The organism is Kluyvera intermedia (assembly GCF_021440345.1).
Taxonomy (GTDB): Bacteria; Pseudomonadota; Gammaproteobacteria; order Enterobacterales; family Enterobacteriaceae; genus Kluyvera; species Kluyvera intermedia_A.
Genome location: NZ_JAKCNS010000029.1, coordinates 20,234 through 33,597 on the forward strand (window position 1 = coordinate 20,234; position 13,364 = coordinate 33,597).

Below are 13,364 nucleotides of genomic sequence, written 5' to 3' on the forward strand. Positions count from 1 at the left end.
CCCAGCGGCACTGCGCCGGGTTAGGTACAAGCATTAGCTCAGCAGCGTAAACGCCACCATACCGACGATCGCACCCACGGTACCAAGGATGGTTTCCATCATGGTCCAGGTTTTCAGCGTCTGTGCTTCGGTAGCGCCGGTAAATTTACCGAACAGCCAGAAGCCAGCGTCATTCACGTGGCTCACCACGATAGAACCGCCGCCGATACAGATAGACAGTGCTGCCAGCTGTGCACCGTTGTAATGCAGCTGTTCAATGACAGGCATCACCAGGCCAACCGCAGTCAGACAGGCGACCGTCGCCGAACCCTGAATAATACGTACCGCTGCGGCCAGGATGAAGCAGGTCAGCGCGATAGGCAGGCCCATCCCGGTTAACGCTTCGCCCAACGCCGGGCCAACGCCGGAGTCCACCAGCACCTGTTTGAACACGCCACCGGCACCGATAACCAGCAGGATAATCCCCGCAGGCTGCAGCGCGTGGCCGCAGATTTCCATCACTTTATCTTTCGCCATGCCCTGACGGAACGCCAGACCATAAATAGCAACCAGACAGGCAACCAGAATCGCCGTGAACGGGTGGCCGATAAATTCAAACCACTGATAAACTTCAGAACCTTCCGGCACAAAGCGTGCAGCAACGGTTTTCAGACCGACCAGCACCAGCGGCAGCAGGATCAGCGCGAGGCTGAAGCCGAAGGAAGGCATTTTGCCTTCGCCCAGGTGCGGCTCGGTGACGTCTTCTGGAATGTTCAGTTCAACGTAACGGCTGATGAAGTTGCCCCACAGCGGACCGGCAATCAGCATCCCTGGGATAGCGGCACACAGGCCAATCAGGATCATCCAGCCAAAGTCCGCGTGCATCTGGGAGGCCAGCAGCATTGGCGCTGGGCCAGGGACCAGGAACGCCGCGGCAGCGGCGACACCGGCAAATAGTGGGATCACCAGTTTCACCAGATTGGTACCGGTGTGACGCGCCATCGAGAACGCAACGCTAATCAGCAGCACGATAGCCACTTCGAAGAACAGCGGCAGCGCGCAAATCAGGCCAGCCAGGCCAATCGCGAAGTGCGCACGGTTATGGCCGAATGACTTCAGCATCTTGACGGCAATCTGATCGACCGCGCCGGTTTCATGCAGAATTTTGCCGAACATTGCGCCAAGCGCGACCACAATCGCCAGGAAGCCCAGCGTGCCGCCCATGCCTTTCTCCATGGTGGCCGCGATTTTGGTCAGCGGCATACCGGAGAACAGACCTGCACCAATAGAAACCACCATCAAAGCCAGGAAGGCGTGCATACGCGCCTTCATGACTAAAAACAGCAGCAGCAAAACAGAACCGACTGCTGTTAAAACGAGCGTTAGAGTTGTCACGCGATACGGCCTTTGTTAATCAATTCAATCGTGCTGTCGATAACGCCTTCCAGCGGCTGATCGATATCAACCACCAGCACATCGCGTTCTTCAGCGCCCGGCTCTTGCAGGGTTTCGAATTGGGTCACCAGCATCTGCGTTTTGAAGAAGTGGCCTTTACGCGCCTTCAGGCGGCTTTCAATCACTTCAAAATCACCTTTCATATAGATGAAAGAGAGATTTGGATTACCTTCGCGCAGAATGTCGCGGTACGCTTTTTTCAGCGCAGAGCAGACAATCAGCGAAACCTTGTTGGTGCGTTGCATCGCGAATGCAGCGTCGTTCAGTGCCTGCAACCATGGTTTGCGATCGTCGTCGTTCAGCGGCTCACCGGAGGACATTTTGACGATATTGCAACGTGGATGCAGGAAGTCGCCGTCCAGAAATGCAGCGTTCAGGCGATGCGCGACTTCGCTGGCAACCGCAGATTTACCGCTGCCGGATACGCCCATCAGTACATAGACGTGGTGATCGTGGTTAGTCGTGCTCAAGGCGTCCTCCTGTTGGGCACTAAGGAATTGTTACGGGTAACTGTTATCGGTAACATTGTCCTGCCGGGCAAGTGGATAAGCAATAACCATTCGTGCCGGAAGTGAATTCTAAGTGAATATGTGTGATCTAGTTCAAATTTGTCAGAGCTAAATAGAACCGCCCGGTGACAAAGTGAAACCTAAATCTAACATTTTTGGCGTAACTGCTTCACCACGGATGCGCGCCAGCAGTCGCTCTGCGCCAATGCGGCCCATGCGCTCACGCGGCGTCAGGACGCTGGCAAGACGGGGTTCCATCACCTGGCCGATGTCGTGGCCGTGGAAACCGGCAATGGCAATATCATTAGGAATTTTGAGGCCCAGACGCTGACATTCAAATGCAGCGCCGACCGCAAGGTCATCGTTGGTACAGAAGATGCCGTCAAGCTGCGAGAATTCCCGACGCGCCTGGCGCATCAGTTCAATCCCCGAGGTGTACGACGATGATTGCTCAACCATCACGCTATACGGCGTTAATCCCGCATCCAGCATCGCCTGCTCATAGCCTTTCTGCTTGATGATAGTACGCTCATCAAGACGCGCGCCTAAATAGGCAATGTGTCGGTGGCCGCGGGCAATAATGGCCGCCGTCATCTGGCGCGCCGCTTCAAAGTTGTCGAAGCCAACGGCGATGTCGAGGCACGGCGATTGGCTGTCCATCAACTCGACCACCGGGATCCCAGCGACTTCAATCATCTTCAGGGTGCGAGGAGTGTGGGTGCGTTCGGTGAGGATCAGGCCGTCGATATTCCACGAGAGCATTGACTCCAGACGTTCCTGTTCCATCTCCGGCTTATAGCCGTAGTGCGCCAGCATTGTTTGGTAGCCGTAGGCGTCAGTGACGCTTTCCACGCCGCGCAGCACTTCTGCGAAGACCTGGTTAGTTAATGACGGTAAAAGTACGCCGATGGCGCGACTGGTGGAGTTGGAAAGAATATCGGGAGCACGATTGGGGATGTAACCCAAATCATCAAGAGCCGCCGCAATTTTACCGCGCAACGCTACGGAAACCTGTTCCGGATTACGGAGAAAACGGCTAACCGTCATTTTGGTCACGCCAACGCGATCGGCAACATCCTGAAGTACGGGTCTTTTCTTTTTCATCGTCCAGAGGCAAGCAAGGTGAAATATTGCTGAAGTTTACCACGGAGATGGCGCAACCTCCCCGCAAGATTGGGGAGGTTACGTTATTTATTTAAGCCTGATCAAACTGGCGGCAGATCGAAGAGTAAAATTTCGCTGTCGCTATCCGCATGGATTGAAATCGCCTGCTCATCCCAAATGGCCAGGCCATCGCTGGTGGTAGCTTTGGTGCCGTTGATACTCACGTTACCTTTTACCACCTGAATCCACACGCGGCGGTCAGCGGCAATCTGATGAATCGACTGTTCGTCTTTCGTCAGCGCCCAGCGGTACAGCTCCATGTCCTGATACACTTTCAGCGAACCTTCACGCGCATCCGGCGACAGCACCAGCTGTTTGCCCTGTTCGGCGTCGAAGCGGCGCTGTTCGTAGCGCGGCGTGATACCGGTTTTTTCTGGAATGATCCAGATCTGGTACAGGTGCAGCTTGTCGGTGGCGCTCGGATTGTACTCGGAGTGACGAATCCCGGTACCCGCACTCATAATCTGGAACTCACCCGCCGGAACCTGTTCTTTATTACCCATGCTGTCCTGGTGCTCAACGGCGCCTTCCAGAACGTAGGTCAGGATTTCCATGTCTTTGTGCGGATGGGTACCGAACCCCTGACCGGCATCAATCACGTCATCGTTAATGACGCGCAGCGCGGAGAAGCCCATAAAATTCGGATCGTAATAATCAGCAAAAGAGAAGGTATGCCAGGAGTCCAGCCAACCATGATTTGCGTGACCACGTTCGTTTGCTTTGCGTAAGAAAATCATTTTTTACCCCCTCATGTTTTCGATGAAACAAGTTTGGACGTAAACAGCCTGGGATGATAGTGGGTGAAAATTGACTCCTCTATTCAAAAAATATGAACAAGAGCAGAGGAGCCAATATTGCTTATTTGGCGAGGGTTATCGTGGCAGGAGATGGCTGTTCGAAGGCCCTTTCCAGCAGTTCCATATTGGTGAGAGCCTCAATTTCCTTGACGAAATTCGGCGTTCCGTTGAGCAGCGTTTGATACAGAGCGTCATACACGCGGCCATAGTCGCCCTGTTCGGCTCGCCACTCTTCTTTTACCGTTTCGCCCGCCTCGTTGACGTACTCCAGCCGCGCCAGAGTGTCGTCCGCCGCGAAGCCCGCATCACCCGGCATAATTCCCGCCTTCAGGCTGGTCTCTTGCTGGTCGATGCCGTATTTGACAAACGACCCTTTGGTGCCGTGAACGATAAACTTCGGATAGTCGATTTTCACCAGGTGGCTGGTTTTCACAATCGCTTTCAGGTTGCCGTAGAAAAGCTGTGCTTCGAAGATATCGTCAGGATTGGCCGGGTTGCGCAGGCTACGGATGTCATATGCTGCATGATCCGGACGACCAAACAACGAAATGATTTGGTCCATGGTATGAACGCCGAGACCATAAAACGCGCCGTCCTGCGGGCGTCCCGGCTGAGTAGGCGCGTCCGGGCGGAAGTAGTCGAAGTGGCTTTCCACTTCCACGATATCGCCCAGCTTACCGCTCTCGATGGCTTTTTTCGCCGTCAGGAAACAGGCATCAAAGCGGCGATTCTGATACGGCGATACGGTCAAGCCTTTGCTTTTCGCCAATGCGAACAGCTCTCTTGCTTCCGCAACCGTGGGGGTAAACGGCTTTTCCACCAGCACGTTTTTGCCCGCTTCCAGCGCTTTCTTCGCATATTCAAAATGGCTGTCCGCATGGGTACAAACCACCACCAGCTTGACCTGAGGATCGTGCAGGATGTCGTTTAGCTCGCTGGTAAAGTGGATATGCGCGTACTGCGGCTGCTGTTCGTCCGGCTTCGGGCTGCGGCGAAAAATATGGGCAACGTGCCAGTCGGCTTTACGGTGTAAAACGTACGGGAGATGGTAGCGGGTGGCGCTTTTGCCAAAGCCAATGAAGGCGCAGTGTAGGGTCATGATTCAGTCCTTTTGAAATAATTGCTGAATACCATAACGTAACTACAGGCAAAAAAAAGCCAGCATTAAGCTGGCTAAAGTAATACTGGAAGCAATGTGAGCAATGTCGTGCTTTCAGAAGCTCCGCAAGGACGCCCTGAATGCAGGACAATAATAATCATTCTCATTCGCACTTGTCTACCGTTTTTTGCAAAAAAAGCTAATTGACGCACATTTAAAAATCAATGATGTTAAAAGGGACTTTTAACCCCAAAAGGAAATGAAGAATGAGTGACATAGTGATTCGCCATGCCAAAGCCAACGATTACGACGCAATCCGTCAAATCCACGCCCAGCCGGAGGTGTATCACAACACGCTACAGGTCCCTCATCCTTCCAGCCATATGTGGCACGAACGGCTAGCCGACCGGCCCGGCATTAAACAGTTAGTCGCCTGCATTGATGAGCAGGTCGTCGGGCATCTGACGATTGATGTTGCTCAGCGTCCGCGCCGTAGCCACGTTGCCGATTTTGGCATCTGCGTGGATTCGCGCTGGCATAATCGCGGTGTTGCCAGCGCGCTGGTTCGCACCATGATAGAGATGTGCGACAACTGGCTGCGCGTCGATCGCATTGAATTGACGGTGTTTGTGGATAACGCGCCGGCGGTGGCTGTTTATCAGAAACATGGCTTTGAGATTGAAGGTACCGGGCGCAAGTATGCCCTGCGCAACGGCGAGTATGTGGATGCCTACTTTATGGCTCGGTTGAAGGGGTAACCCTCACCCTAACCCTCTCCCTAAAAAGGAGAGGGGACCGTTTAGTGCTCTAATCCTGCATCCATCTTCGGATTTTCAGAGACTCACCTGAAGCTAAGGGGAAAGGGCTGAGGGAAAACTAGTACCCCGCAGTCAAATCATCCGGTGAGCGCGGGTCGGACGCTCCGTACAGCGTGCCATCAGGCCCCACCATAATGCTCTGGGTGCTGCCCATCGCCTCTTTCACCGCCACTTTCTGCCCTTTTCCTTCCAGCAGCTTCAGCGTATCCGGGCTAAAGCCCTTCTCCACCCGCAGCTCATCCGGTAGCCATTGATGGTGGAAACGCGGCGCATTGGTTGCTTCCGCCACATTCATCCCGAAATCAACGGTATTCACCACCATTTGCAGTACCGTAGTGATAATCCGGCTACCGCCGGGGCTACCGGTGACTAACCAGGTTTTGCCATCTTTCACCACAATCGTCGGCGACATTGACGACAGCGGGCGTTTCTTCGGCCCCACCGCGTTCGCGTCTCCGCCCACCAGCCCATAGACGTTTGGTACGCCTGGTTTTGCAGAGAAGTCATCCATCTCGTTGTTCATCAGAATGCCGGTGTTCCCCGCCACAATACCAGTGCCGAAAGTGGTGTTCAGCGTATAGGTCACCGCCACCGCGTTCCCGTCTTTATCCACCACCGAGAAATGGGTGGTTTGATTGCTCTCGTACGGTGCCAGCTTGCCCGGTTTAATCTCGCTCGACGGTTTAGCTTTGTTGAGGTCAATCTCCCCGGCTATCGCTTTGGCGTAGGCTTTGCTGGTCAGCGCCTGCCACGGCACCTTCACAAAGTCCGGGTCACCGAGGTACTCCGAGCGGTCGGCATAAGCGTGTTTTTCCGCTTCCGCCATCAGCTGCATCGCATCGGCGCTGCCGAAGCCGTATTTATGCAGGTCGAAGTTTTCGAGGATATTGAGAATTTGGACGATATGGATCCCACCGGAAGACGGCGGCGGCATAGAGAAGACTTCGTAGCCACGATATTCGCCGCTAATCGGCGCACGCTCTACCGCCTTATAGTTGGCGAGATCGGCTTTGCTCATCAGGCCGCCGTTGTTGTGCATCTCTTCGGCAATCTGATCGGCGATAGCGCCTTTATAGAAGGCATCCGGGCCATGTTCAGCGATGAGCGTCAGGCTTTTTGCCAGATTGGTCTGCACCAGCTTGTCGCCCTTCTTCAGCGGCTCACCATCTTTCCAGAAAATCGCTTTACTGCTGGCATGATTCGGCAACACTTCGCTGCCGTAGGTTTTGAGATCGTCGGCCAGCGCGCTGTTCACGATAAAGCCGTCCTGCGCCAGCTTGATGGCGGGCTGAACCACTTTATTCAACGGCATCGTGCCGTACTTCTCCAGCGCCAGCGAAAAGCCCGCCACGGTGCCCGGCGTACCGGAGGCCAGATGCGAAGTGAGGGATTTTTTACTGTCCGGGTTGCCCTGCGAGTCGAGGAACATATCGCGCGATGCCTGCTCCGGCGCCATTTCACGGAAGTCTATCGCCGTGGTTTTTCCATCCTTGGTGCGCAGCATCATAAAACCGCCGCCGCCCAGATTCCCCGCCTGCGGATGGGTCACCGCCAGCGCATAGCCTACGGCAACCGCGGCATCTACAGCATTCCCGCCTTGCTTGAGTATTTCGACACCCACGTTAGTGGCCATCGCATCGACCGAGGCCACCATGCCTTGCTGCGCACGAACAGGATGGAAAACATCTTCTTCAACGCCATAGGAAACCGGCGGCGGTGGTGCGGCGACGGCGCTGTAACAGCTCCCTGCCAGCAGAGCAGCAAGCGCTACCCGACATAAAAATGACGGCTTTATCATTAGCATAGTTCTCCAGAGTGTACGGGGACGTCCCGGATTAAGCCTGGTTCATAATGCTGAAATAATCCTCGTTTTGGTGGGAAAGGAGTAAACTTAGAGGATCCCTCAAAGGAGGAAAGACGATGAAACGACTACTGATTCTGGCGGCACTCTTGCCGTTCACGGCGCTTGCCGCGCCATTAAATATCGACAATAACCCGAACCAACCGGGCTATGAAATCCCCAGCCAGCAGCGGATGCAATCGCGGATGCTGAACCAGCAGCAGCAGAATAAGGGAATGCTGAATCAACAGCTTAAGTTGCAGACACAGCAACAGGATCAGCATCTGCAAAATCAGCTCAATACCAATCAGCAACGTATTCAGCAAACGCAACCAGGTATGCTGAATGCGCCGAGCCAGCAGGCCGTTCCGAAAAGAAACGGCGACATGCTGAAACAGTATTAAGGCTGGAAGTTCGGGCCAATCACGTCAATCGCATCGGTACAGATGCTGTTCACGCCCCAGCGCAGAAGCTCCGCGGCGCGCTGGGGATTATTCACCGTATAGACCAGAATCTTCAGGCCGGCTTCATGCAGCGCATCCACCCGCGCTTCATCCAGTAAGCGGTGATTGAGGTGGATGGAGACGCATTCTAAACGCGTCGTCAGCTCGCGCCAGTCGTCACGCCACTCATCGAGCAACAGACCGCGCGGCAGCTCAGGAGCAGCCTGCTGCGCCGCTTCCAGCGCGTCGATTTCAAACGACGACAGCAGCGGTGGCGTCATGTCCGCCCACAGTTCACGCGCGGCCAGCGCCACAACCTTGCCAGTCAGCGGCCCGGTGCCGGTGGTTGGTTTGATTTCGATATTCGCCATCATGCCGTGCTGGCGGCAGCGCTCCGCCACCTGAGAAAGCAGCGGTAGCGGTTCGCCTTTAAAACTGCTGCTAAACCAGCTGCCCGCATCCACCCGCAGCAGATCCTGCCAGCTCAGCTCACCCGCCACGCCCCAGCCGTTGCTGGTGCGTTCGAGGTTGTCATCGTGCAGCAGGAAAATCTCACCGTCTTTCGATAACTTCGCGTCAAACTCGATCATGGTATGACCGTAGTGCGCGCCAACATCAATCGCCGCGAGGGTGTTTTCCGGTGCCAGCTTACCGCCGCCACGATGGGCGACGATGTGGGGATAAGGCCAGTTGCTCATACGCGTAATCCTGTTTCACCTTCAAAGAGGTGCAGATGTTCGTCCGGCAGATGCAGCCACAGCGTGGTACCTGCATGCGGGCGCAGCTGATGCGGCAGACGAACCACCATCTTCTGTTCGCCAAAGCGCCCGTGTGCCAGGTTATCTGCACCTAAAATTTCCAGCGTATCGACCACCATCGGCACGCCGTTTTCCGCCTGCGAGCTTAGCGCAATATGTTCCGGGCGGATACCCAGCGTCATACGGCGTCCGGCAAATTCACGGCGCGTGCCGGGCAGCGGCAGCTGCATTCCGTTTGCCAGCACGAAACGGGTTCCGCTCTCATCCATCTGCCCATCCAGCAGGTTCATCGCCGGGCTGCCGATAAAGCTTGCCACAAAGCGGCTGGCCGGCTTTTCGTACACTTCTACCGGCGTCCCAATCTGCTCGGCGATGCCTTTATTCATGACCATCACCCGCTGGGCCAGCGTCATCGCTTCGACCTGGTCATGGGTGACGTACAGCGAAGTGGTTTTCAGGCGACGATGAAGATGCTGTAGCTCAAGACGCATCTGCACGCGCAGCTTGGCATCGAGGTTAGATAGCGGTTCATCGAACAGGAATACCGCCGGGTCACGCACGATAGCGCGCCCCATCGCCACACGCTGGCGCTGGCCGCCGGAGAGTTCGCGCGGGCGACGTTTAAGCAGGCCATCCAGCTCCAGAATGCGCGCCGCCTCCTGCACCTTTTCCGCAATATGCGCTTTACCCATACCGCGAATCTTCAGGCCCCAGGCCATATTCTCTTCTACGCTCATGTGCGGATAGAGCGCGTAGTTCTGAAACACCATCGCGATGCCGCGATCCTTCGGTTCCATTTCGGTCACACGCTTGCGGTCAATCCAGATATCACCGCTGGTCACTCGCTCAAGCCCGGCCACCATACGCAGCAGCGTCGATTTGCCGCAGCCAGATGGGCCGACCATCACAATAAATTCCCCGTCCGCCACGTCCAGCGTCAGCGGTTGAATCACCTGGGTTTTGCCATCCCAGCTTTTGGTTACTGCCTGTAGTTTTAAACCTGCCATTTTTATTTCTCACTATCGACCAGGCCACGCACGAAAGCGCGCTGCATGGCTAAAACGATGACAACCGGAGGGATAAGCGTCAGCAACATCGCTGCCATAACCTGATTCCATTGCGTGGTGCCTTCACCGGTGGCGATCATCCCTTTGATGCCCGCCACGGCGGTGCCGAGATTCACGTCGGTGATAATCAGCAGCGGCCACAGATACTGGTTCCAGCCATAGATAAAGGTGATAACGAACAGCGCGGCCAGATTGGTTCTCGACAGCGGCAGCACAATGTCGCGGAAGAAGCGCATCGGCGAAGCACCATCAATACGCGCCGCTTCGATAAGCTCATCCGGCAGCGTCATAAAGAACTGGCGGAACAGGAACGTTGCCGTGGCGGAAGCCATCAGCGGCAGCGTCAGCCCGGCGTAGCTGTCGAGCATTTTCAGGTTGGCGATCACTTCCACCGTCGGGAAAATACGCACTTCAACCGGCAGCATCAGGGTGATAAAAATCATCCAGAAGAACAGGTTACGCAGCGGAAAGCGGAACCAGACGATGGCAAAAGCCGAAAGCATGGAAACCGCAATTTTGCCGACCGTGATGGCAAAGGCCATGATGAAACTGTTGAGCATCATCAGCCAGAACGGCGCGCTGTTGGCGCCAACGCCATTCACCCAAATCGCCTTCATGTTCTCCAGCAGATGCGTGCTGGGGACAAGCGTCATCGGCGTTTCAAACACCGCGTTGTTATCCAGCGTCGCCGCCGTAAACGCGACGTACAGCGGAAACAGAATCACGATAATCCCGAGGATCAGCATGGTGTGGCTGAATATCGTCAGCCCGCGACGGTTCTCAATCATTGGTAGCGCACCTTTCTTTCCACGTAGCGGAACTGCACCACGGTCAGGATGATGACGAGGAACATCAGCACCACCGATTGGGCGGCAGAGGCCGAGAGGTCGAGCCCGGCAAAGCCTTCGCGGTAAATCTTGTAGATAAGCGTGGTGGTCGCCTGCACCGGCCCACCGGCGGTGGCGGCATCAATCACCGGGAAGGTGTCGAAGAAGGCGTACACCAGATTGACCACCAGCAGGAAGAAGCTCACCGGCGCAATCAGCGGCAGCGCCAGCTTGAAGAAGCGGCGAATCGGGCCTGCGCCATCAATCGCGGCGGCTTCAACCAGCGAGCGAGGAATCGACTGCAGGGCGGCAAAGAAGAACAGGAAGTTGTAGCTGATTTGCTTCCAGACCGACGCAAACACCACCAGGAACATCGCCTGGCCGCTGTTCTGCGCGTGGTTCCAGTCATAGCCGAACTCACCGAGGAAATGGGTGATAAGCCCGCGCCCGGGGTTAAAGAGGAATATCCACAGCACGGCCGCGACGGCAGGTGCGACGGCATAAGGCAGCAGCATCAGCGTTTGATACAGGCGGCTGCCGCGCACCACGTAATCGACCAGCGCCGCAAAGAACAGCGACACCAGCAGGCCGCTCACCGTGACCATCGCGCTGAACTTAATCGTCGTCCAGAACGAGTCAAGGTAATAGCCATCGTGGAATAGCGTCACGAAGTTATCCAGGCCGACAAACTGGCTGGAGAGGCCGAACGGATCGACGCTCTGTAACGAGTACCACAGCGCTTCACCCGCGGGCCAGATAAAGAAGATAACGGTGATAATCAACTGCGGGGCGACCAATGCGTAAGGCAGCCAGCGGGATTTAAACACCGGACGGGATGATGACATAGTTAAACTCTGAGTTGGTTTCCCCTCACCCCGGCCCTCTCCCCAAAGGGGCGAGGGAGAAAGGCCGAACCGAGCGATAGTGACCAGACGGCTCCGAACAGTCCCTTCACCTCTATGGATAGAGAGGAAAGGCGGCACCGAGCGCTTCTTACCAGATCGCTCCGAACGGTCCCCTCTCCCCTATGGGGAGAGGGTTAGGGTGAGGGGTCAGGCTAAAAATTAAGACTTGGTTGACTGCTCAAAGCGACGCAGCAGCTGATTACCGCGCTCAACCGCAGAATCGAGCGCCTGCTGAGGCGTTTTCTTCCCGGTCCATACGCTTTCCAGCTCTTCATCAACGATGGTGCGGATCTGCGGCATGTTGCCCAGACGCAGCCCTTTGGTGAACGGCAACGGTGGTTTGTTCAGCATCTGACGAGTAGCGATATCCGCCCCAGGGTTTTTATCGTAGAAGCCCTGCTGACGGGTCAGGTCATACGCGGCGGTCGTAATCGGCAGATAGCCGGTTTTCTGGTGCCATTCGGCGGCATTTTCCGGTTTCGCCAGGAACTCGAGGAATTTAGCTACGCCGGTGTAGGTTTCTTTGTCTTTCCCCTGCATCACCCACAGGCTTGCCCCGCCGATAATGGCGTTCTGCGGCGCGCCCTTCACGTCAGCGTCGTAAGGCATCATGCCTACGCCGTAGTTGAATTTAGCGTACTGGCGAATGTCAGCCAGCGAGCCGGATGACGCGGTGGTGATGGCGCAGTCGCCGTTGTAGAACTTCTCGGTGGATTCGTCTTTACGCCCGAAGTAGCTGAAGTCGCCCTTCTTGTTCAACGCTTCCAGCAGAGCGATGTGTTTTACCTGCTCTGGCTTATTGAACTCCAGCACCGCATCGGTACCGTCGAAGCCGTTGTTTTTGGTCGCTACCGGCAGGCCATGCCAGGCGCTAAAGTTTTCAATCTGGATCCAACCCTGCCAGCCGCTGGCGTAGCCGCACTTCATCCCCGCCGCTTTCAGCTTCGCAGTGTAGTCAGCCAGATCCTGCCAGGTTTTTGGCGGCTGCTCTGGGTCGAGGCCCGCCTTTTTGAAGGCGTCTTTGTTGTAGTACAGCACCGGCGTGGAGCTGTTAAACGGTTGGGAGAGCAGATGGCCGGTTTTGGAATCGGTGTAGTAACCGGAAACCGTTGGCACAAACTGAGATTCATCGAACTTAATACCGGCATCGCTGAACACTTGATAGACCGGTTTAATCGCCTTCGAGGCCATCATGGTGGCGGTACCGACTTCATACACCTGCAAAATCGCTGGAGCGTTGCCGGTACGGAACGCGGCGATACCTGCGCTCAGGCTCTGCTCGTAGTTACCTTTGTAGATCGGCTGAATTTTATAATCCGGGTTGGCGGCGTTGAAGCGCTGCGCCAGAGAGTCGACCTCTTTCCCCAGTTCACCTTCCATTGAATGCCAGAATGGAATGGTGGTGACTGCCATTGCCTGGCTGGCAAAGGCCAGGCTCATTGCCAACCCTAAAGCTGTATGTCGTAACGATATCATCGGTTATCTCTCTTTTTGTGCCGGGATGCGCGATATCACGCGTTTTATGTTCGCGGGGGTAACATGACATGCTCGAATGACAGAAAAATAACTTTTTTATTACAAAAAAAAGATAGTAAGGCGACAAAGGGATGGCAAGGCGGTGACGCTTCGAAGAAGGCAAAGTGGGAGCTGAGACACGTATAGGAAATAAACAGTTACGAAAGCGGAACGCGGGCGCGCTGCCC

At 55.5% G+C, this 13,364-nt stretch carries 12 protein-coding genes and 1 pseudogene; 2 read left to right on the plus strand and 11 right to left on the minus strand.

Annotated features, from left to right (window positions below; translation table 11 throughout):
* Positions 1 to 33: 33 nt before the first annotated feature.
* The 5 genes from gntU to LZ634_RS09490 all read right to left on the minus strand — a co-directional run bounded on the left by gntU (position 34) and on the right by LZ634_RS09490 (position 5,003).
* The gene (gene gntU / locus LZ634_RS09470; protein WP_052282857.1) at positions 34 to 1,374 is read right to left on the minus strand and encodes a gluconate transporter; all 1,341 of its coding nucleotides are present in this window, start codon (positions 1,372 to 1,374) and stop codon (positions 34 to 36) included.
* Positions 1,371 to 1,904: a gluconokinase gene (gntK, locus tag LZ634_RS09475; RefSeq protein ID WP_052282858.1), complete on the minus strand. Its 534-nt coding sequence runs from the start codon at positions 1,902 to 1,904 to the stop codon at positions 1,371 to 1,373. The genes gntU and gntK overlap by 4 nt, the downstream gene beginning before the upstream one ends.
* A gap of 147 nt (positions 1,905 to 2,051) precedes the next feature.
* On the minus strand, positions 2,052 to 3,047 hold the full coding sequence (gntR, locus tag LZ634_RS09480; protein WP_234504346.1) for a gluconate operon transcriptional repressor GntR: 996 nt from the start codon (positions 3,045 to 3,047) through the stop codon (positions 2,052 to 2,054).
* A gap of 101 nt (positions 3,048 to 3,148) precedes the next feature.
* Positions 3,149 to 3,844, minus strand: coding sequence for a pirin family protein (locus LZ634_RS09485; protein ID WP_234504349.1), 696 nt, complete (start codon positions 3,842 to 3,844; stop codon positions 3,149 to 3,151).
* Positions 3,845 to 3,965: 121 nt separating this feature from the next.
* Positions 3,966 to 5,003 (minus strand): oxidoreductase, encoded by a 1,038-nt coding sequence (locus tag LZ634_RS09490; protein ID WP_234504352.1) that lies wholly within the window; start codon positions 5,001 to 5,003, stop codon positions 3,966 to 3,968.
* A 266-nt stretch (positions 5,004 to 5,269) separates the two neighbouring features.
* Between LZ634_RS09490 and yhhY the strand changes: the two genes are divergently transcribed.
* Positions 5,270 to 5,761 carry an N-acetyltransferase gene (gene yhhY, locus LZ634_RS09495; RefSeq protein ID WP_234504355.1) on the plus strand — a complete coding sequence of 164 codons (492 nt, stop codon included), beginning with the start codon at positions 5,270 to 5,272 and terminating at the stop codon, positions 5,759 to 5,761.
* 118 nt (positions 5,762 to 5,879) lie between these two features.
* Here yhhY and ggt read toward each other — a convergent pair whose 3' ends face one another.
* Positions 5,880 to 7,619 carry a gamma-glutamyltransferase gene (gene ggt / locus LZ634_RS09500; RefSeq protein WP_234504469.1) on the minus strand — a complete coding sequence of 580 codons (1,740 nt, stop codon included), beginning with the start codon at positions 7,617 to 7,619 and terminating at the stop codon, positions 5,880 to 5,882.
* A 122-nt stretch (positions 7,620 to 7,741) separates the two neighbouring features.
* Here ggt and LZ634_RS09505 point away from each other — a divergent pair.
* Positions 7,742 to 8,053 (plus strand): annotated as a pseudogene (locus LZ634_RS09505) (DUF2756 family protein); the annotation flags it as partial.
* A gap of 8 nt (positions 8,054 to 8,061) precedes the next feature.
* Here the strand turns inward: LZ634_RS09505 and ugpQ are convergent.
* The 5 genes from ugpQ to ugpB form a co-directional block, all read right to left on the minus strand.
* Positions 8,062 to 8,802, minus strand: a complete 741-nt coding sequence (ugpQ, locus tag LZ634_RS09510; RefSeq protein ID WP_234504358.1) for a glycerophosphodiester phosphodiesterase — start codon at positions 8,800 to 8,802, stop codon at positions 8,062 to 8,064.
* Positions 8,799 to 9,869 carry a sn-glycerol-3-phosphate import ATP-binding protein UgpC gene (locus LZ634_RS09515; RefSeq protein WP_234504361.1) on the minus strand — a complete coding sequence of 357 codons (1,071 nt, stop codon included), beginning with the start codon at positions 9,867 to 9,869 and terminating at the stop codon, positions 8,799 to 8,801. The genes ugpQ and LZ634_RS09515 overlap by 4 nt, the downstream gene beginning before the upstream one ends.
* 2 nt (positions 9,870 to 9,871) lie before the next feature.
* Positions 9,872 to 10,717: a sn-glycerol-3-phosphate ABC transporter permease UgpE gene (ugpE, locus tag LZ634_RS09520; protein ID WP_234504364.1), complete on the minus strand. Its 846-nt coding sequence runs from the start codon at positions 10,715 to 10,717 to the stop codon at positions 9,872 to 9,874.
* The gene (gene ugpA, locus LZ634_RS09525) at positions 10,714 to 11,601 is read right to left on the minus strand and encodes a sn-glycerol-3-phosphate ABC transporter permease UgpA (RefSeq protein ID WP_234504367.1); all 888 of its coding nucleotides are present in this window, start codon (positions 11,599 to 11,601) and stop codon (positions 10,714 to 10,716) included. The genes ugpE and ugpA overlap by 4 nt, the downstream gene beginning before the upstream one ends.
* Before the next feature lie 219 nt (positions 11,602 to 11,820).
* Positions 11,821 to 13,137 carry a sn-glycerol-3-phosphate ABC transporter substrate-binding protein UgpB gene (ugpB, locus tag LZ634_RS09530; protein WP_234504370.1) on the minus strand — a complete coding sequence of 439 codons (1,317 nt, stop codon included), beginning with the start codon at positions 13,135 to 13,137 and terminating at the stop codon, positions 11,821 to 11,823.
* Between the last annotated feature and the right edge of the window lie 227 nt (positions 13,138 to 13,364).

Excerpts from the sequence above, each read along its gene's own strand:
- gntR (WP_234504346.1), bottom strand. The coding sequence starts at position 3,047 with ATGAAAAAGAAAAGACCCGTACTTCAGGATGTTGCCGATCGCGTTGGC.
- LZ634_RS09485 (WP_234504349.1), bottom strand. The coding sequence starts at position 3,844 with ATGATTTTCTTACGCAAAGCAAACGAACGTGGTCACGCAAATCATGGT.
- LZ634_RS09490 (WP_234504352.1), bottom strand. The coding sequence starts at position 5,003 with ATGACCCTACACTGCGCCTTCATTGGCTTTGGCAAAAGCGCCACCCGC.
- yhhY (WP_234504355.1), top strand. The coding sequence starts at position 5,270 with ATGAGTGACATAGTGATTCGCCATGCCAAAGCCAACGATTACGACGCA.
- ggt (WP_234504469.1), bottom strand. The coding sequence starts at position 7,619 with ATGATAAAGCCGTCATTTTTATGTCGGGTAGCGCTTGCTGCTCTGCTG.
- ugpQ (WP_234504358.1), bottom strand. The coding sequence starts at position 8,802 with ATGAGCAACTGGCCTTATCCCCACATCGTCGCCCATCGTGGCGGCGGT.
- LZ634_RS09515 (WP_234504361.1), bottom strand. The coding sequence starts at position 9,869 with ATGGCAGGTTTAAAACTACAGGCAGTAACCAAAAGCTGGGATGGCAAA.
- ugpE (WP_234504364.1), bottom strand. The coding sequence starts at position 10,717 with ATGATTGAGAACCGTCGCGGGCTGACGATATTCAGCCACACCATGCTG.
- ugpA (WP_234504367.1), bottom strand. The coding sequence starts at position 11,601 with ATGTCATCATCCCGTCCGGTGTTTAAATCCCGCTGGCTGCCTTACGCA.
- ugpB (WP_234504370.1), bottom strand. The coding sequence starts at position 13,137 with ATGATATCGTTACGACATACAGCTTTAGGGTTGGCAATGAGCCTGGCC.